Source organism: Candidatus Hydrogenedentota bacterium (assembly GCA_035450225.1).
Lineage (GTDB): Bacteria > Hydrogenedentota > Hydrogenedentia > Hydrogenedentales > SLHB01 > DSVR01.
Map to the genome: position 1 here is coordinate 1 of DAOTMJ010000056.1, position 22004 is coordinate 22004.

Annotated in this window: 20 protein-coding genes; 12 read left to right on the forward strand and 8 right to left on the reverse strand. The window is 58.4% G+C overall.

The window, feature by feature from the left end:
* Positions 1 to 154: 154 nt before the first annotated feature.
* The 5 genes from P5540_18065 to hisF all read left to right on the forward strand — a co-directional run bounded on the left by P5540_18065 (position 155) and on the right by hisF (position 4012).
* A complete protein-coding gene (locus tag P5540_18065; GenBank protein ID HRT66723.1) occupies positions 155 to 1240 on the forward strand; it encodes a Xaa-Pro peptidase family protein in 1086 nt (361 codons plus the stop codon).
* Entirely contained in the window at positions 1237 to 1797 is a 561-nt protein-coding gene (gene efp / locus P5540_18070; protein ID HRT66724.1) for an elongation factor P, read from the forward strand. The genes P5540_18065 and efp overlap by 4 nt, the downstream gene beginning before the upstream one ends.
* A gap of 88 nt (positions 1798 to 1885) precedes the next feature.
* On the forward strand, positions 1886 to 2200 hold the full coding sequence (locus P5540_18075) for an Asp23/Gls24 family envelope stress response protein (GenBank protein HRT66725.1): 315 nt from the start codon (positions 1886 to 1888) through the stop codon (positions 2198 to 2200).
* A gap of 56 nt (positions 2201 to 2256) precedes the next feature.
* Entirely contained in the window at positions 2257 to 3237 is a 981-nt protein-coding gene (locus P5540_18080; GenBank protein HRT66726.1) for a hypothetical protein, read from the forward strand.
* Positions 3238 to 3244: 7 nt separating this feature from the next.
* Positions 3245 to 4012 (forward strand): imidazole glycerol phosphate synthase subunit HisF, encoded by a 768-nt coding sequence (hisF, locus tag P5540_18085; GenBank protein ID HRT66727.1) that lies wholly within the window; start codon positions 3245 to 3247, stop codon positions 4010 to 4012.
* Positions 4013 to 4097: 85 nt separating this feature from the next.
* On the opposite strand, the gene P5540_18090 is transcribed toward hisF, so the two are convergent.
* The 7 genes from P5540_18090 to P5540_18120 form a co-directional block, all read right to left on the reverse strand.
* Positions 4098 to 5318 carry a cytochrome c3 family protein gene (locus tag P5540_18090; GenBank protein ID HRT66728.1) on the reverse strand — a complete coding sequence of 407 codons (1221 nt, stop codon included), beginning with the start codon at positions 5316 to 5318 and terminating at the stop codon, positions 4098 to 4100.
* The gene (hybB, locus tag P5540_18095) at positions 5308 to 6540 is read right to left on the reverse strand and encodes a Ni/Fe-hydrogenase cytochrome b subunit (GenBank protein HRT66729.1); all 1233 of its coding nucleotides are present in this window, start codon (positions 6538 to 6540) and stop codon (positions 5308 to 5310) included. Before hybB ends, P5540_18090 begins: the two co-directional genes overlap by 11 nt.
* Entirely contained in the window at positions 6537 to 7454 is a 918-nt protein-coding gene (locus P5540_18100) for a 4Fe-4S dicluster domain-containing protein (GenBank protein HRT66730.1), read from the reverse strand. Before P5540_18100 ends, hybB begins: the two co-directional genes overlap by 4 nt.
* A 281-nt stretch (positions 7455 to 7735) precedes the next feature.
* Positions 7736 to 8815 carry an SGNH/GDSL hydrolase family protein gene (locus P5540_18105; GenBank protein ID HRT66731.1) on the reverse strand — a complete coding sequence of 360 codons (1080 nt, stop codon included), beginning with the start codon at positions 8813 to 8815 and terminating at the stop codon, positions 7736 to 7738.
* A complete protein-coding gene (udk, locus tag P5540_18110) occupies positions 8812 to 9477 on the reverse strand; it encodes a uridine kinase (GenBank protein ID HRT66732.1) in 666 nt (221 codons plus the stop codon). The genes P5540_18105 and udk overlap by 4 nt, the downstream gene beginning before the upstream one ends.
* Positions 9474 to 10478 carry a uroporphyrinogen decarboxylase family protein gene (locus P5540_18115; GenBank protein HRT66733.1) on the reverse strand — a complete coding sequence of 335 codons (1005 nt, stop codon included), beginning with the start codon at positions 10476 to 10478 and terminating at the stop codon, positions 9474 to 9476. The genes udk and P5540_18115 overlap by 4 nt, the downstream gene beginning before the upstream one ends.
* A gap of 79 nt (positions 10479 to 10557) precedes the next feature.
* Positions 10558 to 13434, reverse strand: coding sequence for a DUF6067 family protein (locus P5540_18120; protein ID HRT66734.1), 2877 nt, complete (start codon positions 13432 to 13434; stop codon positions 10558 to 10560).
* 570 nt (positions 13435 to 14004) lie between these two features.
* Between P5540_18120 and fliM the strand changes: the two genes are divergently transcribed.
* From fliM to P5540_18155, 7 genes are all read left to right on the forward strand, one after another.
* Complete coding sequence (gene fliM / locus P5540_18125) at positions 14005 to 14988, forward strand: flagellar motor switch protein FliM (protein HRT66735.1); 984 nt, start codon at positions 14005 to 14007, stop codon at positions 14986 to 14988.
* A gap of 12 nt (positions 14989 to 15000) precedes the next feature.
* Positions 15001 to 15930, forward strand: a complete 930-nt coding sequence (fliN, locus tag P5540_18130; GenBank protein HRT66736.1) for a flagellar motor switch protein FliN — start codon at positions 15001 to 15003, stop codon at positions 15928 to 15930.
* Entirely contained in the window at positions 15927 to 16685 is a 759-nt protein-coding gene (locus P5540_18135; protein ID HRT66737.1) for a FliA/WhiG family RNA polymerase sigma factor, read from the forward strand. Before fliN ends, P5540_18135 begins: the two co-directional genes overlap by 4 nt.
* Positions 16685 to 16993: a hypothetical protein gene (locus tag P5540_18140; protein ID HRT66738.1), complete on the forward strand. Its 309-nt coding sequence runs from the start codon at positions 16685 to 16687 to the stop codon at positions 16991 to 16993. Before P5540_18135 ends, P5540_18140 begins: the two co-directional genes overlap by 1 nt.
* A 314-nt stretch (positions 16994 to 17307) precedes the next feature.
* A complete protein-coding gene (locus P5540_18145) occupies positions 17308 to 18105 on the forward strand; it encodes a hypothetical protein (GenBank protein ID HRT66739.1) in 798 nt (265 codons plus the stop codon).
* 53 nt (positions 18106 to 18158) lie between these two features.
* The gene (locus tag P5540_18150; GenBank protein ID HRT66740.1) at positions 18159 to 19376 is read left to right on the forward strand and encodes a flagellar hook-length control protein FliK; all 1218 of its coding nucleotides are present in this window, start codon (positions 18159 to 18161) and stop codon (positions 19374 to 19376) included.
* Positions 19373 to 19666 (forward strand): EscU/YscU/HrcU family type III secretion system export apparatus switch protein, encoded by a 294-nt coding sequence (locus P5540_18155; protein HRT66741.1) that lies wholly within the window; start codon positions 19373 to 19375, stop codon positions 19664 to 19666. Before P5540_18150 ends, P5540_18155 begins: the two co-directional genes overlap by 4 nt.
* A 7-nt stretch (positions 19667 to 19673) precedes the next feature.
* Here P5540_18155 and P5540_18160 read toward each other — a convergent pair whose 3' ends face one another.
* Entirely contained in the window at positions 19674 to 21878 is a 2205-nt protein-coding gene (locus tag P5540_18160; GenBank protein ID HRT66742.1) for a glycosyltransferase family 39 protein, read from the reverse strand.
* Positions 21879 to 22004: the final 126 nt, after the last annotated feature.

Consider the following 22004-nt stretch of genomic DNA (forward strand, 5'->3'; position numbering starts at 1 on the left):
TATGCCCGGTGGTGTGAGAGGGGGAGAGGGGCAACCCCCCCCCCTACTCGATTGGCCTCACCGTCCATTCGTCCACACCGTCCACATCGTCCATCAATTCGCACCGGCGCGACGTTCGATTGTACACTTCACCCCGCGACAGCGGAGACCCAACATGGAAAATAACTTTACATCCCGACTTGAAGGGCTGCGCAGGGCGCTGGCAGGGTTGGAGAGCGACGCCTTTGCGAGCATCGCTCCACCGGACAATCAATACCTTACCGGTTTTACCGGCAGCACGTCAGGCGTGATTGTAACAACGGACGCCGCGGAATTTCTGTGCGATTCGCGGTACACCGAACAGGCGCGACAGCAGGTCGTGGCCTTTCGCGTCTCGGAAGTTTCGGGTAACTTGATTACCCGCATGGGCGAGCGGCTGGCGGGCATGGGCGTCTCCTCGGTCACATACGATCCAAACAACTGGACCGTCGCTCAAATGACAGCCCTGCAAAAAGCCTTTCCTGGATCCCTGAATTCCGCGGACAGCCTTGTTGCCCGGCTGCGTATGATCAAGTCGCCGGAGGAAATTGACGCATTGCGCGCCGCGTCCGAATTGAAGGAGGCGGCGCTGGCCCACGTCTTGGAAGACCTCCGGGAAGGCGTGACCGAGGCGGAAGTGGCCGCGCGTCTCGAATACGAATTCAAGGCGCGTGGCGCGTCCGGCGCGTCATTCGACACGATTGTCCTATTTGGCGCGCGCACCTCGATGCCGCACGGAAGCCCCGGTGAAACGCGCCTGAAACATGGCGATACGGTCTTGATCGATCTCGGCTGCCGGTATCGCGGCTACTGTTCGGACTTGACTCGCACCTATGCCTGCGGTACGATCCCCGGCGCTTGGTTTGAAGCGGTGTATGAGACCGTCTTCGACGCGCAGATGGCGGCTGTCCAAGCGGTCCGGCCCGGCGCGCGGTGCTGCGACGTGGATGCGGTCGCGCGCGACATGATTCAATTCCGCGGCTACGGCGTGCACTTCGGCCACGGACTCGGCCATGGCGTCGGCATCGAAATTCACGAAGGACCGCGTCTGAACGCCGAATCGGAAGTCGTGCTCGAGCCGGGCATGGTCGTGACCGTCGAGCCGGGCGTGTACCTGCCGGGACAAGGTGGCGTGCGCATCGAAGATTTGGTTGTGGTGACGGAACAGGGCTGCGAGGTGTTGACCCGCACCCCAAAAGCATTGAAGGTATTGAACGCATGATTTCGACGGCGGATTTCAAAAATGGGATGGTCGTGGAACTCGAGGGCGATCTGATGCAGATCGTTGAATTCCAGCACGTGAAACCCGGTAAGGGCGGGGCCTTTGTCCGCACCAAGTTCAAAAACGTCCTTACAGGCCGCGTGCTCGAAAAAACCTTCCGATCCGGCGAAAAATTCGAGGAGGCCGAACTCGAACAACAGGTCTGGCAATACCTTTACCACGACGGCGACCTCTACCACTTTATGCACAAGGAAAGTTTCGAGCAACTCGCCGTCGGCGAGGAAATCATGGGCGACGCCAGCAAGTGGCTCAAGGAAAACACCGATGCCACCCTGCTTTTTTACAAGGGCAAGTGCCTCTCGCTCGAACCGCCCTTTTTCGTCGAACTGGCCATCACCCAATGCGATCCCGGATTCCAAGGCGACCGCGCGACCGGCGGAACCAAACCTGCCACGCTTGAAACCGGCGCCGTCGTCCAGGTGCCCCTCTACATCCAGGAAGGCACCGTCATCAAAGTGGATACCCGCACCGCCACCTACATCGAGCGCGTTGGATGAAAGGGCGCGGGACGGGCAGGAGATGCTGTCCCATGATCAACGAACGAGAGATTTATCGTACACGCCCCATAGGGCATGAGCATTGGACATGAATGTTGACGTTCAAAAACTTGAGAGCGTTTGCGCCCGAATCGCGGGTGAGCAGGCGCTGCGCCAAGAAGGCGTGCATCGGTTGCGCTCCACGTGGTGCGAGCGGATAGGCGTCCGGCGTCCGGCGGGCGCGGTGGCGTGCATTGACCGGCAAGGCTGGGTCAACATTGACGTGGCGATCGTGGCTGCACGCCACAACAATCTGCGGCAACTGGGCGTTGAGGTTCAGAAATCGGTCCGTAACGCCGTCCGGAATGCAACGCGCCAGCCGTTGGGGCGCGTCAATGTGCGCATCACCGGTATTCGACGGTAGACAACCCGCCTCGGCGGACAGACCTGCGCCCGTGCGGCGCGGAAAGGTTCAGGGTCATGAGATTTGTGCATCGTTTTCTGTTCAAACTGATTGCGTTATGCATGGTGTGCGGCGGCGCGCTGATTGCCGCGATGTGGTGGGATGCTTCTTTGCGCGCGATGATTTTTTCCGCGTTCAAGATCCACGTGTGGACGCCGTACGGTTTTGCATTCGGCCTCGTCGCCATTCTGGCGGGCCTCATCGGTTTGTGGCCGGGACGGGGCGCCTACCGGCACAACGTGATTACGTTTCCGGGGGTGCATGGCGATGTGACCATCGAACTCGATTCCGTCGAGTCCACTCTTACCCGCATGGTCAACAAAATGCCGGAAGTGAAGAAAATCCGCATTCGCGTGGTGCCCGCCGATGACCGCCGCAGGGTCCGAGTCAAGGCCGACGTGTTGGTCTACAAGGGCGCATCGCCGTCCAGTGCGCGAGAAATTGCCAATCGTATTACCGATTATTTGACCGATACCGCCGTGAACATGCTCGGGGTCGAGGACGTTACCACGGTAGACCTCAACGTGCGTGGCATTGTCATGGACGCCAAGCCGGTGCCGCCGGCCAAACAAGAAGAACATGCCACCCATGATGAGGCCGTGCCGGCTGCGGCGGCTGTTGCGGTTTCCTCGGCGGTTCCTTCGGTGCAGGAACAGGAACCGGTGGCCGAAACGTCCGTTTCACCGCAAGAGGCGCCGGCGGCCTGTGAATCCGAGGGGGCATGGAATCGCGGTGAACCAAAGGATACGCCCGCGCCCTTTGATGGGTCCATGGAGGACGAAGTGGCCGAAGGTGCGGAACCGGCAGCCGATGGCGTTGGGAATGAGTGGTCTCCCGTGACCGAGGGGGAGTCGCCCGCGTCCGATGCCGAGCCGCCGATTGACAGGGGACCCGTCAATGGTGAAGCGGACAAGTCGGCCTGCGATGATAGGCCCTTGGGCGGTTTTCAAGAATGGAACGCCCCGGATCGCCCGCAAACGGAACCCAAGGAGGAATAACGACTCGATGCTGGCCAAACGTGTGATTCCCTGTCTGGATGTGGCCGACGGCCGTGTGGTCAAAGGCGTCAAGTTCCTTGGGCTTCGCGACGCGGGCGACCCTGTCGAAATTGCCCGGCGGTACGACGAGGAAGAGGCCGACGAAATTGTTTTCCTCGACATTCGCGCCTCGACCGACAACCGCGACACGATGCTCGATGTCGTGCGCCGCACCGCCGAGCAGGTGTTCATGCCGCTATGCGTCGGCGGCGGCATCCGCACTATCGAGGACATTCGCCGTCTGCTTGCCGCGGGCGCCGACAAGGTTTCGATCAACACCCCCGCCATCGAGAATCCGAACTTCATTGATGAGTCGTCCCGCCGCTTTGGCTCGCAGTGCATTGTGGTTGCAATAGACGCCAAACGGCAATCCGATGGCTCTTATGTCGTGCACAGCCACGGCGGGCGGGAAGGGGGACGTCCCACGCCGCTCGAACCGGTCGCGTGGGCCATCGAGGCGGAGAAACGCGGCGCGGGTGAAATCCTGCTCACGGCGATGGATTGCGATGGCACAAAAAACGGTTACGATATTCCCCTCACGCGCGCAATTGCCGACGCGGTCGGCATTCCCGTTATCGCCAGCGGGGGAGCGGGAACCCTGGAACATCTCCGCGAGGGGCTGGTCGAAGGACGCGCCGATGCCGTTCTTGCCGCCTCCATTTTCCATTATCAGGAATACACCATCCGCGAAGCCAAGGAGTACCTTGCCGCCCACGGCGTTCCCGTCCGTCACTGAAGGTTTTCTTGAACAGGCTGGACAACCCATCTTGCGCTACGCAGCCGTGACGCCAGGCTACCCGCCGGTCTTTCCATGATACGCGCTATGACTGGGGAGGGGACGGTGGCTGTTCCGGAGCCGGCGCACCGACGGGCGCCCCGGGGGATTTTTGGGGGTATACAAACGTTTTTTCGTGGCAGGCTTCGCAGTTGATGGGCGCGCCCATGCCGTTCGGATGGCATCCGGCGCAATCCGTACCCGCGTGATTTTCATCCAGTGTGATTTTCCCGCTCTTGGCGTGGTCGAAATTCGGGGGAGACCAATCGGCCGCGTGACATGCCGAGCACTCGCGCCGGAGGCCCTTGTAGGTCGCGGGGTCTTTGTGACAAGCCTTGCACGCCACGCCTTTATGATAGGATTTCAGTTCAAACCCCGTTCGCTTCTCGTGATTGAATCCGGGCGATTCCGTCTTCATATGACATTGCGAACAGTCGCCGTCCACGGCATGGCAGCCTGCGCAGTCCTGATGGGGATCGTCCCGTACATGTTTTGGGGCGTCGCCGTTTCGGTTGTGGCAGCGATTGCAGTTTTCCTGGCGATGACAGTTCACGCATCGTTTTCCGAAGACTTGGACATGTTCCTTGTGGTTGAACGTGACCAGCATGCCTTCTTCGAGACCGGGCGTCCGGTAGATCAACTTGTCGGGTTCCGCGACGTTGGGATGAAGTTTTCCAGTCGTATCGGATAGATCCGGCTTCGGTTCGATGGGCTGGCCCGGCTCACGTTCCTCGTGACATTTGATGCAATCGGTTGAACCGCTCCAATCGCGATGGCACGAAAGGCACTGGCGATGGTATGCGCCCCGCAGCCCGGGCTTCCAGAGATTGCCGGGCTGGGTAAAGTCGCCGTGGCATGCGCTGCAAGGCTGCGGCTTTTCGGCTGTGGCCTCCTCATGGTGGTGGCAGATTTCGCACCCGTCCGACATCGCTTCCATGGCCGCATGAAGCCGGTGCGGAAATACCACCGGCATATACAGTTCGGACATTTTGTCAATCAGGATGACGTCGGGCGCGGACTGGCTTTCCGCGAATCTTTTATCGGCATCCTTCATCTCCGGGCGAAGGCATTTCTTCAGGCACGGATCTTCCTTCGTGGGCTTTTCACACGTATGGCAGGGAGAGCAATCGTTTCCCGGTTTTGCATGCATTTCCGCTGAGAGGGAACGTGCAACGAGAACGACTGCCGCCATCGCGACAAAGACAAGGCACATTGAAGCGGATTTACTCACGGCTGGATGCCCCATGGTTTCGGCCTTATTTCGCATGGGAAGCCTCCGTGCCAGCCGCCGCGTCCTGCCGTGTCAAAACGGGAAAGATGGTGACGGCCGCGCGATACGCCAAAATCAATGTAGCGGTCAGTCCCAGACTGACTAAAATTTCCACAAGGCTTGGGAAATATGCTTTGGTCATATACGGCGGGCGATAGGCAATCAGAAAGACATTCAGACGGTTCAGGATGATGCCCGCAATAATCAGGGAACAGGCGGACATCAGCAAGGCGGGAGACTTGCGTACCCGGCGGGAAACCAGCATCACCAACGGCACAAGCACTCCGGCCACGACTTCGATGGCCAGCATTACAGAGGCCAGCGACAACGGGAAAAAATGCTCAAAGGCACCGCGTATCGTGAAGTCGGAAATCTTGGCAAGGGCGTAGAGCCCCAGAAACAACGCACCCAATTTGGCCAACGAACCGAGTAAATCCATCGGGGGTTTCCGGTTGAACGACCACGCTGCGTACAACTGTTCGAAAATGACCATCGGGAATCCGACCGCGATGGCCGACAACAAAAAGAGGCCCGGCAGGACCGGCGTCCACCACAGTGGACTGGTCTTGTAGGGCGCAACTAAAATCAACGATCCCAAGGCGCTCTGGTGCATACACGACAAGACGACGCCGAGAATCAGGATTAGGAACATGATCTTCGTCACAATGCTCCCGCCTGTCGCAAGAAACTCGTTGGAAACCCGGTTCAATCGCGACAACGGCCCGGGCAAATTTACCCGGCCCGCAAATCGCTCAATGAACATCGGCGAAAATTCGAGATACAGGACCGTCAGGTATGCCATGACGCACATGCCCACTTCGAACAGGACCGAATTACCCTGCCACATCCACGGCATGGCCGGATGCCACGCATTGTAATAACGTCCCAAATCCATCAGAAGCCCGACGACCGCGCACGAATAACCAAGCAGGGCGACCAGCAACGCCGATCGCACGATCGGCTCGTATTTGTGCCGGTTGAAAACGTGGGTCAACGCCGCCATGGTAAAGCCGCCCGCCGACAGAGCCACGCGGCCTTCGACGTCGTAGGCGATCCAAATGCCCCATGGAAAGCGATCGGTGAGATTTGTCGAGGCTTGAAGGCCAAATACAAGGCGATACAGGGCCGCCATCACTCCGGCCGCCGCAATTCCACAAAGCAGATACACGCCGGGCGTCCAGAATTTCACGGGAATCGGTTCGCGAGGATGGTGGCTCATTCGTGCGGCGCTTTCGATGGTTCTGTTTTTTCTTCCGCCTCGCTCACTTTCATGGCGATGGCCAGCAGGCCATAGAGGAGCATCGGGGGAATGCCGTATTTGAAGATGCTGTGCTGGAGATTCTCCGTCAAGTGCGGCAACGGGTGTGCGGGCACTTTGAGAAAGCCCAGTTCTTCCGCCGGGCGGCTGGTCAGATAAAGCCAAGACGTGCCGCCCGCTTCCGCTTCGCCGTACACGTGCGGATAATAGGCGTCCGGATCCGCTTCGATTTTCGCATGAGCCATTTCGAGCAAATCGTCGCGCGTGGCGAAGGTCAGACAGTTTGGCGGACATATCTGCACGCACGCCGGTGGTTCGCCTCGCGCTTGGTAGGTTTCGTAGCAGAATGTGCATTTCTGCACCTTGGGCGCGAGGATATTATTGTACTCGTAAGCAGGCACTTCGAAGGGGCATGCCAGCATGCAGTATCGGCAACCGATACATTTCGACACATCGTAACTAACGGTTCCGTTCGATTTTTTATGCAGCGCGCCCACAATGCATGCCGACACGCAATTGGGCCGCAAACAATGCATGCATTGGGATTTTACATAAATGGGCTCCGACGGGTTGACCGGATTGGCATGTCGGTTGACCACCGTCAGCGCGTCATGCGTCATGCGCCGGGGGGAGTCGAAAACGGACATGTCCTTGTACGACTCGATGGATGTCCCATTCGGGCGATTGGCGCGGGCGCACGCATACTCGCATTTGCGGCAGCCGATGCACTTGGTCGTGTCAACCAAGACTCCGATTTGATTGCCTGATGCGCCAGTGGCGGAATCACTCGCATGGGCTGGAAAGGACGTACAAACAACCCCGCCGACTGTAGCCGCCCCGCCCGCGACCGCAGCCATGAATTCTCTTCGATTCATATACTACACACTTCCAAGTTACTGCTCAAGAAGCCTTTTACTGAATTGCGGCTTTTCCATTAAGGAAGTCAAAGCATACTTCATGAAAACTATTAAAATAATCAGTAATTATTACGGATTTTTTTCTATGATACTCAGTATTTTTCACGTACTCCCCTCACGGACCCATTATTCGGTAAATATCCTGTGAACGGCGTCTTACCCTTTCGTTCCGCGTGTGAAACAATGACCTCTGCTGACGCGCATCCCGTGCTGGCGCGTCGTTTCATCGGACGTTTACGCTATTCGCGCCATGAAGGCATTTGACGGATGCGATCGTAAACCAGTCCGGCGACGAAGCGCGCCTCCGGCGCACCATAGTGTCCACTTGTCCAGTTTTCGCCGGCTTCGAGAAATGCTTTGCGCGTTAGGAGATAGGGAATGTGAAACTTTTGCGCCACTTTCGCGCAAAACTTTTCGGCTTGTGCCGGGAAATACTCTCCGGTTGTCTGGTGGGTTATTTCCGGTCCAGATCCAAGATGAACCAGGAGGAATTCGCTTCCATGATCACCGGCGCAGCGAAAAGCGCTTTCGATGATTTTTTCATTGAGCGCCTCCCATTCCCGGTCAAATTCGCCACTGCGTACCCGTTGCAGGAAGAGGCGGTTTTCGTGTTCAAGACGGAATCGGGCGAGGAGAAGTCCGTATTGGTCTTTCAGGCGTTTCCGGGTGTCGCCGAGGTCGCCTATGGGGGTGTTGGCCAGGATTAGTTCCCCGTTGTTACCGATGACAAATCTCGGCTTGCGGCATTCCCGAAAGGATAACAGCGATCGGTTCAGATCGTCCGAAATCAGCGCAAACACGACCAGCCGGGGCTTGTATTCCGTAATGGTATCGCGCAGCATGAGGTACATCTGATCCACGCCGTAGCCGCCGACGGCGAGGTTGATCACATGCAGGCGATCGTCGAGTTGCTGCAAAATCGCCGGCCACACCTCCCGGTCGGGCGCCCATGATCCGTAGGTGAAGGAGTCGCCCAATACGACGACCGTGTATTTTTCGGGATGCGGCGCATAGTCCATGCTTGCACGATGGCCGCGATTGTTGGTGGTTTCGCTGTCGTTGTTGGGACCGCCGCCCCGAAAATTTTTTTTGGGGACCCAGCCGAGGGTCGGGTGGACCTCATGCTGCCAAAAGGCTTGGAGTTCGGGATGCAATCCCGACGATTGATGCAGAAAAAAGAGTTTCCAATAGGCGTCGCCGCGCATGTCGAGCGTGTTGTGCCAACCGGGCGCGAAGAGCAACACCAATGCCATGATGCCCGCCATGACCATTATCGTTTCGGCGGCGATGAGGACGGTCAGTTTGATTGCGCGTTTCATGCGGGTCCACATGGTCCTAACTTTGCCGCATTCATTTTCCAAGTATGTATGCGATGTTCCAAAAAAGCCACGATTTTTTCCACGGCATCGTCCACCGTCCCATCGCCCGGAAGCGTCAGGTCCGCGAACCGGGCCGTCGGCGCGCAATACCGCTCGAACATCGGCTGGACGGTGGCCGCATACTGCTGTCTAATGGATGGCTCGCTTCGTCCGCGTTCCCGGGTATCCCGCGCGATGCGGCGTTCGAGACAGAGACCGGGCGGCGTTTCGAGGAAAACCTTGAGCCCGGCCTTTTTTCGGATGGATTGCCAGTAAAGGGCCAATACGCCTTCAATGACGATCCATGGAACCGGCACGATGGTATGCGTCGAGGCGGCGCGGGTATGCGTCGTATAATCGTACACGGGGATCTCGACGGATTGGCCCCGCTTGAGGGCGCGCAGATGTTTTCCGAGGAGTTCGTGCTCGATCGCGTTCGGCGCGTCGAAATTGAAGCGTGCCCGTTCCGGCAGCGGCAAATGTCCAAGACCCCGGTAATAGGCATCGAGCGGAATGACGGCCGATTCGGGCAAGCGGGCCGAAAGGGTCTGTGCAAGGGTGCTCTTGCCTGAACAGGACGCGCCCGCAATGGCAATGAAAAAAGGTGTGTCGTGAGGTGTCATTGGTTCTGGAGCACATCGAGCATGGCGGCGATATTTTCCGGTTTGGCGTCGGCGGGAATGGCATGGGCCGGTGCGGCGAAAAGTCCGCCGTTTTTACCGACTTCGCCGATCAGGCGTTTGACGTGTTCCCGCGTTTCGTCCGGTGTGGCATAAGGCAAAATGCGCTGGGTGCTGATGCCGCCGTGGAAACAGAGACGGTCGCCGTAGCGGCGCTTTGCCTCGAATACGTCAATGACTTCCGGCTGGAACGGGTTGAACACGTCGAGCCGGAACGAAATGAGATCCTCGAACAGTTCGTCCACTTTTCCGCAGGAATGGATGACGACGAATTTGCCGCGCGACTTTACGGTTTCGTACATGCGGCGAATGCGCGGCGCGATGAACTCCTTCCAGAGAGGATAACCCATGATTAGCCCTCGCTGCTGTCCCCAGTCGTCGCCGAAATACATGGCGTCAATGCCGGTCGCGCAGGCCCGCTTGATGATTTCGATGTTGAATGCGAGAATCTTGTCGAACAATGCGTGTGCAAAGGCCTTGTCCGCATGCATGGCCATGAGGAGTTCCGGCATGCCGGCGAGCGTCCACGCGCGCTCGAAAAGCGAAAATCCGATCTCGGCAATATAGAATCGGTCGTCGCAGGGGCGAGTCGCGGCGGGATAGTTTGCGTACCGCGAGGGATCGTACGGGTCGGGAAACGGAAACGATTCGAGCGTTTCCGGCGTGACGAGACGATTGACGACGACCCCGATGTCCTTGTCCACGGACCGATCCCAACGCACGCCGAACTGATCCTGCCAGATGTCCGGCTCGACCTCCCGCCACGCGCCGGAAGGCGCTGTGCCGAGCATGGTGAAACAATTTCCTAACTTGGCGCCGAAATCCGGATCGCCGAAATATTCGGCGGTTTTGGCATAGGCGACTTGGGTGAATCCAATATGATAGGGCGTCCGGTCGGGCTGTTCGTGGCGCAGCGTCGCAAGAATCCGCTCGCGGTTGGTCATGCGGCCTTTCCTCCATGATGAGAATAAACAATGGTGTGCCTATTTTCTCCACTTCGTCCACTCATGACAGGGGCGGTCGTCATTCGATGATCATCCACGCGCCCTTGGCCGGCTCGATGGGAATGGGGTCCGTGGCGGCAAGGGCACGTTCTCCCTGGAACGATTCGACGGCAGGCATGTGGATTTGGGCCGTGGCCGGATTGCGCCCTATCGCAGTCCACTCGATGTGGAGCAAAATGTCCACCGATTCCTTGGCCCAACTGGCAAGGGCGACAAGCGTGCGGTCTTCCTTGACGTAGGCCGTGGCGAGGATGTCGGGATGGCCGGTTGCGACGGGACACGCCTTGTCCCAGTAGCCGATCATTTTTGCGTCCTGTATGCCGAAGTCGTCCCACAGTTTCCAAATCGGGCGCGGATCGCCCTGCCAGCCGTAACGGTTGGTCATGCCGTAGATCATGCCGCGCCAGGGATTGCCGCCGCCTTGCAGCATTTCGCCATAAAGGCCGAAGGGGATGCCGGAGATCTCAACAAGCCAGTAATCGGGCGATTCGTTGTAGTCGTAACCTTCACCGAACCAGAGGCTGTCAATGTACGGGAAATGCTCCATGTATTGGTTGGCGGGACTCGACAGCCCGTATTCGGGCACAAAATTGTTGCCGCTGTGGAAATCAATCAGCGAGCCGGGCCGCGTGCGCTCCATAACCTTGCGAACACGCTGCATGATGGCGCGGTCGTATCCGATGCCGTCGAGATAGAGTCCATCTATCTCGACATTTTTCAATAGCCATGCCAGGCCTTCGATGTAATAGTTATGCCAGCGCGAGAGGCCGGTCGTGGCGATGGCGCCATCCATTTCATCGTTGGGCAGGTTGAGTTCATGCCATGCGGGGACATAATGGTCCACCAGATGCTCGATGAGCCACGCATAACCGCCCCCGGGTCCGTCCACGAAAATCTCGTCGCCGAGACTCCGCAGCGCGAAGAGTTCGGCCGTGTGGTTGCTGAGTTCCCGGACGGTGTAATAAATCTTAACCTTCTTGCCGGCTTCGTGCGCGGCTTGGGTGTAGGCGCGCAGGAGCGGGGTCTTGCGAAACGGATAATTGATGTAGGGATTGGGTTCCGTGCCATGATGAAGGTTGATGATATTGCCGGGCGTGGTCTTGAGTTCGTTTAGGGGAACATACTGGTGTTGATACCGCCAGTTCCAATGTCGCGGATCGAGCGGTTTGACGGGCGTGACGAGCAGACCGAACGAAAATGACAGTTCTTGGCCGGCCTCAAGCGTCCTCGGACCACTAAAGGCCTGAATCAACACTTGTTCGGTCCCATTTTCGCGCACACGGCAACCGCCCTTGCCGTCGTTGGACCACGAGGCCGGAAGACCGTTTGCGAATGAATAAAGGTTCCACGTTTCGTCATTGTCCTTTAATTTGCACTGAATTCCTCCGTCCACATCGCCAATCCACAGGCTGTTGTTCGCCCGGTGAATATCCCATGTCCAATCCCATTCGGCAGGCCGCAGCCCCCCCTTGCGGCCCATGCCCATGAGGTACGCGGCGGCATCGCGTCGAACCGGCAATTCCAGCCGAAGATCCTTGAGGGCCGTCTTTGCATTCACCGAGACCGTCACCCGGAAATTGATGTATCCATCGAACTCCATCCGGGCCTGCGTGCGGATGCCCAACGTGGACGACTTGCCGCGTGCGTCCCATTCGACGACGCCCGGCGTCTCTTTGGTGAGGGAGACGGAATCGGCGTCCCAGGGAACGATGCCCTCCGCCGTTTCGGCAATAAAGGCCACGGGACTCGCCAGCAGTTCACGCTCGTTGCTCCGAATACTTTCCGGCCAACCCATCGAGCCGAAGCGCACCTCGCGGCCGAGGCATGCGACCGTTCGATCCTTCAGCGCCAGCGGGGTATAGGGCGCGACTACTTCGTCGTCGAGGCCGAGGGTTGAATCAAGCCAACGCAGCCGCGCCCTGCGCCAGAGGTCGGCATCGCCGGAATCACCAACCGGATCCCGGCTGACTTCGATATTGAGCGCGACTTCGATGGGCGGCGCGTTGTCCGGTCTAATGGTTACCGTGCCCTTGTGCAATCCCGGCGGGGTGTCCGCAGGTATCGGCACGCCGCACCACAGGGCCTGGACCCGGCCCTTGTCCACCGATACTGTTTTGGTGAAGGGACGCCCGATCCAGTCAATACCGGTGGTGTTGAAGCAGCGGAACGCCTCCGGCGGGGCAATGCCTTCGATGCTGCCAAATTCGACCCGAATATCGGTCAATTCCTGGCGCATGGCATACACACCCAGTTGAAACGTGAAAAATTCGCCGGGATCGGCCTTGTCCGAAAAGGCGTTCAACGGCGAGTCCTTGAGTTCGCGCAATCGTTGAATCCAACGGTAGGGGATATCTTGCGTCATGGCGATTGGATGGTGGCGGTATTCAGGAAATACCAGATAAGGCGATTCGGGATAAGCCGCGGCCAGTTCGTCCATTTCATCCGGCGCGGCGATCAATTCCATCGGATCCATGCGGTCAAATTCACTGCGCGCCTCGATAAACAACGTCCGCGCCTCCGGCAGGTTCTTCCAGTCGCCCGAAGCCAAATCTTCGGGCCGCAGCCGGTTTCGCGCGAGCCATTCGGGATCGGGCTCCGGCGCCTGATCCGCCGGCAAATAGGTGGTCGTTACCTGGTGATTGGGGCCCGACAGGGTATGGGGCATATAGAAAACCGCATAGCCGCCACGGCCGTTTTCCGGTTGAAATATGAACTCGCCGTGGTCGCGTTCAATGGCGATCCATACCACATTGCGTATTCTTTCCCGCGTCTCGGCATTGTAGACGATGACATCCTTCTTGCCGGGATCCACGTCGCGGCGGCGCCATGGAATCCGCACACGGGCCGCCTCACGGGTATCTTCCTGCAGTACGATGATGGCGCTGAAATTTCCCATCCGGCGCGACCATCTTCCCGTGGCGTACTGCGGTTCCAATACCGTTCCCGGAGGTATCGGAGCGGGCATCCGCGACAAAAATGCGGAAAGCGGGTCCGGCGCGGTGTTATTTTCTTGCGCATTTGCCGATGAAATAAAAAACAGGGCGATTAGTATCGCTAAACCCCCACGAAAAATCCATGCCAACATCGTTCCTTGCCTGCTCCTTTTCGTTCCCGGAAGCAGGGCCTTGCCGCTTCCGAATCTTCAATTCCACGCGATTCTCGTTCGCACGATAGGCTAATCCCGGGGCCAATTCAAGCGGACATTGGGGCTTCGCGGGAAAAGGCCTTTGCGCGAAATCCATATCGCATTCAACTGCAATATGTTATCCATCTCAGGCGGTCTTGCGCATGCGGAATGCCTGTGTTATACTTTTTTCCAACACGGTGAACAAGGAAAATCCCAGTACAAGGAATTGACGTTCCGGTCGGCATATTCGCCATGTTTGGCATCGGCAGCACATGTCATGCCTTCCGGGAAACGATGTAGAGTGCGATTTCTTACCAGGCCGTAAAGAGATCACCAGTCATGGCAGACATTCTCAGCCAGGAGGAAGTAGACCTTCTGCTCAGCGCGGTCGCGGAAGGCGAACTTGCCGGGGAACATCGTGACGAACGGGCGCCGGAAGGACTGCATCATACGATGTACGATTTCCGCCGGCCGGAGCGGGTGTCTAAAGAACAACTCAAAGGCCTGCAAAGCCTTTTTGAGGCGTTTGCCCGCGAGGTCAGTATTGTGTTTCCGCCGTTCCTCCGGACGGTCGTCCGCGTGGATCTGGTCAGCATTGATCAACTTACTTATGACGAGTTCATTCTGTCCGTGGCGCGTCCGACGGCGCTGACCGTCGTGAACATGTCTCCGTTGGAAGGCAACGCGGTCATCGAATACAGTCCGACCATGGTTTTCCCGATCATAGACCGTTTGCTGGGCGGACGCGGCATGGCGTTGTCGGAACCGCGTGAATTGACCGAGATTGAAAACCGGGTCATGGCGCGCATCACCCTGATGATGCTCGACAGCCTTCGCCGATCATGGGATCAATTGATTGAATTTCAGTGCAGCATCGTCACGCAGGAAAGCGATCCCTTGATCGTTCAAATTGTGGCGGGCAGTGAAATGGTGATTCTGGTGGGGTATGAAATCCATATCGGCGACATCGTGGGCAGCATGAATATCTGCGTGCCGCTGGTGGTGCTGGCGCCCGTATTGGACCAGATTTCGCAACAGGCGCATTTCATGCGCAAAATGCCGCCCGAACAAGAATCGTTGACGCGGGCCGCCATCGAGCACACCATCCGGAAAGCGTTGGTGCCCGTGGACGCCATTCTGGGCGAAACGGTCTTGCCGCTGTACGAGGTTGCCCGGTTGCAAGTGGGCGATATCGTGCAACTGGACTCGAGTCCTGAACGTCCCATAACGGTAACGGTTGGGGGCGTGCCGCGCTTTCTGGCCGAACCCGGACGCCAGCGGGAACAGAGCGCGGTGCAACTAAGCGGTTTTATTGCAGACTGAGAGGGTCTCCCAATGAATGAACCATTGCCGCGTGCCGTTGCCGAGGGATTATTGAAGGGGATGTTCGATGTTTTCGACGCCATGTTGTCCCTTTCATTCTCGTATTCGCTCGAAGAGCCTGTTCCCCTCGATGTCCCCGCGCTGGAGGCGATCATGAGACGGGCGCCGGTTATGCTGTGCGCACACACGCAAACCGGCGGCGGTGTGGCCCTGTTCCTCACAACCGGAAACGCGGCGTGGATGGCCGCGCGGGCCATGGGTAATCAACCGGTGGACAAGTCCGCGCTGGATGCGGACGATATCGCCGTCTTGCGCGAGGTGGCCAAATCGTGTTTGGGCGGCGGTTTGACCTATCTCATGGAAACGCTCAAACGAAATGTCGTGCCGCTGGAGTCGGTGTCTGTCGAAACCTTGGAATCTTCCTCGGCGGCCGAAGCCCTCGCCTCTTTTACAGGGGATGTCGTGGGATCGCAGTTTGAGTTTTCCTCGAACGGACTGCAAGGTCAGGGAGCGATCGTTTTTTCAATGAATCTGGCAAACAACGATGAAAGCCCGCAAGGCCATGTGAAGGCCGCCGATATCTCCAAGGAAGAAGTGCAGGATATTCTGAGCGGACTGGAGGAGGGCAAAGAACCGGTCGAGAAACCGGCCGCCGTCGGGGAATCGGCCCGTCGGGAATTACCCCCGAACCTGGACATGGTTTTGGATATCCGGATGGTCGCGACGGCCCGGCTGGGCCGCATCGAAATGCCCATCGGCGAGATCCTTTCGCTGGGTCCCGGTTCGATTATCCAAGTCGGTCGGCTTGTGGACGAACCCGTCGAACTGCTGGTCAATGACAAACTGATTGCACGGGGCGATGTCGTGGTGGTGGACGAGAAGTTCGGACTTCGGATAACCGAAATCATCAGCACGAAAGAACGCATCGAGAGTCTGCATTGAATCTTCCGGACGAAAAAGCGCTTTGGGTCCGTTTCAAGGAATTCGGCGACGAGGCGGCCCGCGAGCGATTGGTGTTGCACTACGTCCGAATCGTCAAGTACATTGCCGGACGGATGGCGATTCATGTTCCCTCCAACATCGAAATGAACGATCTTATCGGATGGGGCATGCTTGGATTGCTGGACGCGGTGGATAAATTCGATCATCGCCAGGACATCAAGTTTTCAACCTATGCGTCCATCCGCATCCGGGGGGCGATAATCGATCAAATCCGTTCCTTGGACTGGGCGCCGCGATCCCTGCGAACCATGGCGCGCAAGGTCGGAGCCGCGAGGGAAAAACTGCGGCATGAGAAGGGTGTCGAACCCTCCTTTGACGAAATTGCGTCGGAATTGGGCATAGCCGCCGAAATGGTCGAGGAAACGATGAATCAGGTGCAGACGGCGCACGTGCTGTCGCTGGACGACTATATTCCCTCGGAGGAACGCGGCGAAACCCGCAAGGGCGATATCACGTCCGGCCAGACGGCGGCCAGTCCCGAACAGGCGCTTCTCGACCAGGAACGCCAGGAACGACTGGTGGCGGCCATCCTGCAACTTCCTGATCAAATGCAACGTGTGCTGAATTTGTATTATTATCAGGAACTGACATTGAAGGAAATCGGGCTGGTTCTAAATGTGTCGGAATCGCGTGTGTGCCAGATTCACGGCGCCGCGATGAAGCAGTTACGGAAGGTCATGCAGGGAGGCGCGTGATGCCGCAACCCATTGATACGCAGACCGGGCTTGCGCAAATTACCCATGCGCAGCGAGTACAGCAAATCGTGGATCGCGTGTCGTTGGCGGCGCAGCAACGGACGGCCATCGAAACGCAGGAACAGCAAGTGGCCACGGAAACCGAGGTGCAACAGACCCATGCCAAGGCCGACGACGTGGACAGCGATTTGCGGCGGCACAATCCCTACATGGGCCGGCGCCGGCGAGGCCGCGATAAAGAGGAAACGAATCAGCCTAGAAAATCCGTGCCGGACGGCGAGGATCATGTTCTCGACGTGACCGTTTAGTACGTTAAAATCAGGCTTCTATAACAAACAAGAAAGTCTGGGGCAATTTGTGCAACCAATTGAAGTTCCATGATCTAACGAGCGCGAAAATCGCAGGGTTTTTAGTGCGAGCACGATGAGGATTACGATGACGAGCACGAAGAGAAACTGGGTTGTGGGCAATGCCCACGTCAGTTTCTTCATTTGCCGCCTCGGCGCATTATGCGTGGAAGTTGTGTTCTAAGGAATCGTATCCTTGATGGAAACAGGGCGGTTGGGCTGTTTTGGCCCGTGTGTTTGGTCATTGTGCGCCGGGTTTTGTTTTGGAGGTGGAGATGCCAGGCAGCTTGGCTTATCTAAGCGATTTTTTCATGTTTGCAGGAGGCGTGGCGGTTGTCATTGTCTTTGCATTGCTGGCTGGTCTCTATCTCCGCCTGGCCGGTGTGAAAAAGACCGTTCGCACCGACACGATTTCAAATCTCACCGAAATCGCCATCTTGTTCCAGGCCATGCGAAGCGTTCTGCACGATCAGAAAACGCTCGCGCGCGATTTCAATAAGAATGTCGAACAGAAAGCGGCGATGATCCGCGAGGTCTTGCAGGATGTTGTCGAGGCGGCGGACAAACTGGCCCGGGCGCAAGTGCGTTTGGCGCAACAAATTGACCGCGCGGAAAAGCGGATGGCGGCCATCGATCGCGGGCTGGACGTTCCCGCTGCGCCGTCTGCTGCGCCAAAACCGGACGAAACGCCCCTGTTTCAGATCATCGCCATGCCGGATGAAAGCATGCCCCTGACAAGCCTGCTGGAAGGTTGGACGGCTTTTGACGCGCCGCCCGACGATACGGAAAGCGAGGACACATTCGAGACGCCCCGGGAAGTCCCCGAATCGCCGCGCGACCCGGATCGGGCGCGCGCCGCGTTCCGCGCCTTGCTGAACATGACGGAGGAGTCCGAAACAGGCAATGGCCGCCGGAAAACGGAGGCGCTTCGCGCGCGGGTCCATGAATACTACGATGCCGGCATGAGCGTCGCGCAGATTGCCCAAGAACTCGGCGTCGGCAAGGGGGAGGTGCGGCTCATGCTGACCTTGCGTGAAAAACGCCAGAAACCGGAAGGTGATGAGACCGAGTGACGGTCGTGGATGACCCGCCTTCGGAAACGACGGCCAATGCCGATAAATGAATTATGCTGATATCCGGTATGTATTTGCCTGCGGCGGGTGTGTCTCCGTCGCTGGATGCGGCTTTCCAACTTCAGGTGGGTCATGTGTTGCAGGGGATCATTCATGCCTCCGACGAGGGGCTTTTCCTGATTGCGGGACAGTTGCGCGTGCAAGTGTCTTCGCAAAGCGGTCTTGTTTCGGGGCAAGCGGTAACGGCCGAGGTCCTTGCCCGCAATCCGGACGGCCAATCGTTTCAATTCCGAATCACGCCGCAAACGACTGCGTCTCCGGCTCCTGCTTCTTTGCCGGCCCCGGGCGCGGCCGGCATGGTAGAGACGCTGCTTCAGGCGCTTGGAGCGGTGAAATTGCCCGAAAATGCGGCGTTATTGCTCCCGTCCTCGCTGCCGCCGTCCGTGGACGCCGCGCGCGCGGCGCTTTCGTTTTTCGTCTTGAAATCCCAACTGGGCGGGGATCTGCGCCGGATCGCCGCGCAAATCGAAGAGGCTCTTCGGGCAGGCGTTCCGTTGCGCGCTGAAACACGGGCCTTGGCCGGATGGCTGAATCGGCTTGTGGCGTCGGAACCGGAATCGTTCGAATCCGTTTTGCGGCATTGGCTGAGCGAGGCCGGCGCGCCCACGGAAGCACGCATGGCGCGGGCAATGTCCGAGGGTGAATCCAACCGCCTGGCCGATTGGCTGCGGACGGATGTGCGTGCCGCAATCGCCCAGATGCGGAATGACGGGGCATTGACATCTTACCTTCGCGCACAGGGCGGCCGGATCGGTTTCGACGAGGCCATCGGCCGTGTCCTGGAACGCCTGACGGCAAATCAGTTGCAGAATCTGCGCGGAACCGAAATACCGTATTGGGTGGCGGAAGTTCCTTTTGCGCCCGGGGGAACCATTCAGGGCGGGCTTGTGCATTTTTTGACGGACGGACGACGGGCAAAAGCCACGTCGCGCTCCGGTTACGCAACGATTGCGCTCGATTTGACGACGACCCGACTCGGCAATTTGTGGATTCTCCTCTATGCCGGCGGGGGGGAATGTCATTGCCGTGTACAAGCAACCGAAGAGGCTGTCATCAAGGCGCTGAACGATGCCGCGAATGAATTGCGGACCTCACTCGAAAAAGCGGGATATGATCGGGCCACGATTCAGATCGCCGAATGGGACGGCGACCGCTTGCGTGAAACGGCCGCGTTGTTTCGCCGCCATGCCGGCCTTCAGGTGACCGCATGAAGACGGATCGCGAAAAAAGCCGGCCGCGCGCGGTGGCCCTTCGCTATGACGAACAACGGGATGCGGCCCCGCGTGTTATCGCAAAAGGAACGGGGATTGTCGCGGAACGCATTGTCGAAGTGGCCCGGGCCAATGGCATTCATGTCCATGAAGATCCCGGACTCGTGGCCGCATTGTCCAAACTCGACCTGGAAGCGCCCATTCCCGAATCGCTCTACCGCGCCGTCGCGGAAGTCCTTGCCTTCATCTACCGGCTCGACCGCCGAATGGTTCCTTCGGGAAAGAAATAAAGCGGTCTCATTCACATTCAAACGGCAACAGATGGTAGCGTTCCATCAACTCGTGCGGGATCGGCAGCCCCGCATTTTGCAACGATTCAAGCACGGGGCGGCTCTGGGCATGGCTCATGGCGCCGCACACGGGTCCAAAAAGCGGACTCCATGCCGGCGGCAGATCGGCGGCGCGTTCGTACGCTTCGCGAATGGCCGCGATCGCGCCATCCCTATCATCTCCATTCGACAATGCACGCCACAGCAACCAGCAGGGTAGCGGATCTGTCGGCGTGGAAACGGCCGCTGTTCGGGCGAGCATCGCCGCTTCCGTAAAGTTTTGTTGCGCAATTGCCTTGGCGGCCAGCCACGCTTCGCCGGCCAGAGCGCCGGGCGCGATACTGTCGCACATATCCGCAAGGGACACGGCATGGTCCGGATTGAGATGAATCGCCCGTTGCAACGCAGCGACGGCGGTCTCATCGGGGGCGTGCAGGGCGAGGGCCATCGCCAGACGGATGGCCGATCCGCCGGAGAAATCGGGTGTATATCGAATGCTCTCGCAAAAGGTTTTCAGAGCGGGATGATCGGCATTTTGCGAAATGGCCCGGACAACGGCTTCTATCGGAAGAGAGGGAAAGAGAGCCTTTGCAACCGGCGGCATGGGTGGATCCCCTCGTGTTATACGATAGGCCATGATGCGCCGTTCGCCGGGGAAATCGCGCATGGTGTATTTGAGATTATGCTCCTGCAATCGTTGTTCGAGGTCGCCGCCTCCGCGCAAATGGATGTCCACCAAGAGAATCCATGCGCCGTTATGGCCGGATTGCTCCAGAAAGAACCGGGCCTCCGTGCATAATTGATCGCGGGAGTAGGCATCGCTTACCGGATTGGGCGCGTCCGGATAGTTGAATTTAAATTCGGCCGGCCAGAACGGATCCTCAATCAGGATCAGGTCGCCCGGCTGTCCCGTGGCCTTGATGTGGGCAATGACGCCCCGCCAATCCGTTCGGGTGGGACCGGGAACGCTCAGCGACAACTGATAGGCGTAGAGCAGGGCGATTCCCGCGACGTGGGCGCGCCGTATCGCCGCGTTCGGGATGGAGGCCAGCATGCCGCCCAGCGCGACGTAAATCGCAAGCGAACCGTAAACCGTGTAGCGGTTGCTGTAACAGGGTTGCCAGAGATACGACAAGGCAACCAATGTCATCACGGGAACGATCGGCCAGAACAGCAGGAAAAGCCAGTCGCGTTGCCCGGGGAAACGCCCGCGCAGGGCTTTCCATAGCGCCCAGACCATTGCCACGCAAAAGGAAACCGCCAATAATCCGCCGAGCCAGGGACGGATGCCGGTAATGGCCTCACGCCACGCCGCAAACGGTCCCTGCCATGCGTTCGGTGAAACCGGCGGATAAATCCGCAACAAATAGACGGCGTCGTCCGCCACGATATCCCACAGCCATTGTTGCCATGTCGGTTTGAGGTAGGATGCGTAAATGTTGTCGCCCGGGGGAACGTCTATCGTCATCACCCACAACGCCAGCGGCGCCAGCAACAGGACATGCGCAACGCCCCATGCCGCAAGACGGCGGACATGCTTGCGTGCGCCGCACAACAAAAACAGTCCTTCCGTGAAAAGCAGCAGTACCCCGAATAGATGGGTCCACAGCAGGCAAAGGTTCGCGATGCCGTTGAGCACCCACCATTTTCCTCCGGTATCGCGCATGCCCCGGAGGAATGAATACATCGAGCAAAGTCCTAAAAACGCGAGAAACGCATATTGCCGCGCTTCCTGGGAGTGGAAAACATATACCGGCGACAAGGCCGCACACAGAGCCGCGACAAGCCCGGCGCGACGCGCAAGTGTCGATCCCCGATAAAATTCGGCCCCCAGCGCATACACCGCGGGAATCGTCAGCGTCCCCACAAGGACGTAAAGCAGCCTGACTTGGACCGGCGATGTGCCCACGGCGCGCGACCATACATACTCGAACGCAAACGAAAACGGGGCCGAAAAAGGATAATGCCACTTGACCAGTTTGAGGAAGGCCAGCAGATTCGGCGCGTCGAGATGGCACAGGCTGATGTATTCCTCATGGTCCACCGATTCGGCGCCGATGCGGCTCAGACGCAAGGCGGCGCCCGCCGCAACAATCAGCGCAAGCCAAATCCACGCGGCCCGTGCGCCGATATCCGCTTCGGGAGCGTGGATCTTCTTCGTTTCCGATGTCATCGAATCTTGCCCGGCCTTGTCTGAAAGGCGCATTTTACACTTTTGGCCCAATCCTTCGCATGTATTGCGAGTTCCCGTAATCCCCGGCTAAGGAAGCGATTGGGGCGGGTCATGTCAAATTGAGTC

Excerpts from the sequence above, each read along its gene's own strand:
- P5540_18065 (HRT66723.1), top strand. The coding sequence starts at position 155 with ATGGAAAATAACTTTACATCCCGACTTGAAGGGCTGCGCAGGGCGCTG.
- efp (HRT66724.1), top strand. The coding sequence starts at position 1,237 with ATGATTTCGACGGCGGATTTCAAAAATGGGATGGTCGTGGAACTCGAG.
- P5540_18075 (HRT66725.1), top strand. The coding sequence starts at position 1,886 with ATGAATGTTGACGTTCAAAAACTTGAGAGCGTTTGCGCCCGAATCGCG.
- P5540_18080 (HRT66726.1), top strand. The coding sequence starts at position 2,257 with ATGAGATTTGTGCATCGTTTTCTGTTCAAACTGATTGCGTTATGCATG.
- hisF (HRT66727.1), top strand. The coding sequence starts at position 3,245 with ATGCTGGCCAAACGTGTGATTCCCTGTCTGGATGTGGCCGACGGCCGT.
- P5540_18090 (HRT66728.1), bottom strand. The coding sequence starts at position 5,318 with ATGCGAAATAAGGCCGAAACCATGGGGCATCCAGCCGTGAGTAAATCC.
- hybB (HRT66729.1), bottom strand. The coding sequence starts at position 6,540 with ATGAGCCACCATCCTCGCGAACCGATTCCCGTGAAATTCTGGACGCCC.
- P5540_18100 (HRT66730.1), bottom strand. The coding sequence starts at position 7,454 with ATGAATCGAAGAGAATTCATGGCTGCGGTCGCGGGCGGGGCGGCTACA.
- P5540_18105 (HRT66731.1), bottom strand. The coding sequence starts at position 8,815 with ATGAAACGCGCAATCAAACTGACCGTCCTCATCGCCGCCGAAACGATA.
- udk (HRT66732.1), bottom strand. The coding sequence starts at position 9,477 with ATGACACCTCACGACACACCTTTTTTCATTGCCATTGCGGGCGCGTCC.
- P5540_18115 (HRT66733.1), bottom strand. The coding sequence starts at position 10,478 with ATGACCAACCGCGAGCGGATTCTTGCGACGCTGCGCCACGAACAGCCC.
- P5540_18120 (HRT66734.1), bottom strand. The coding sequence starts at position 13,434 with ATGGGAAATTTCAGCGCCATCATCGTACTGCAGGAAGATACCCGTGAG.
- fliM (HRT66735.1), top strand. The coding sequence starts at position 14,005 with ATGGCAGACATTCTCAGCCAGGAGGAAGTAGACCTTCTGCTCAGCGCG.
- fliN (HRT66736.1), top strand. The coding sequence starts at position 15,001 with ATGAATGAACCATTGCCGCGTGCCGTTGCCGAGGGATTATTGAAGGGG.
- P5540_18140 (HRT66738.1), top strand. The coding sequence starts at position 16,685 with ATGCCGCAACCCATTGATACGCAGACCGGGCTTGCGCAAATTACCCAT.
- P5540_18145 (HRT66739.1), top strand. The coding sequence starts at position 17,308 with ATGCCAGGCAGCTTGGCTTATCTAAGCGATTTTTTCATGTTTGCAGGA.
- P5540_18150 (HRT66740.1), top strand. The coding sequence starts at position 18,159 with ATGCTGATATCCGGTATGTATTTGCCTGCGGCGGGTGTGTCTCCGTCG.
- P5540_18155 (HRT66741.1), top strand. The coding sequence starts at position 19,373 with ATGAAGACGGATCGCGAAAAAAGCCGGCCGCGCGCGGTGGCCCTTCGC.
- P5540_18160 (HRT66742.1), bottom strand. The coding sequence starts at position 21,878 with ATGACATCGGAAACGAAGAAGATCCACGCTCCCGAAGCGGATATCGGC.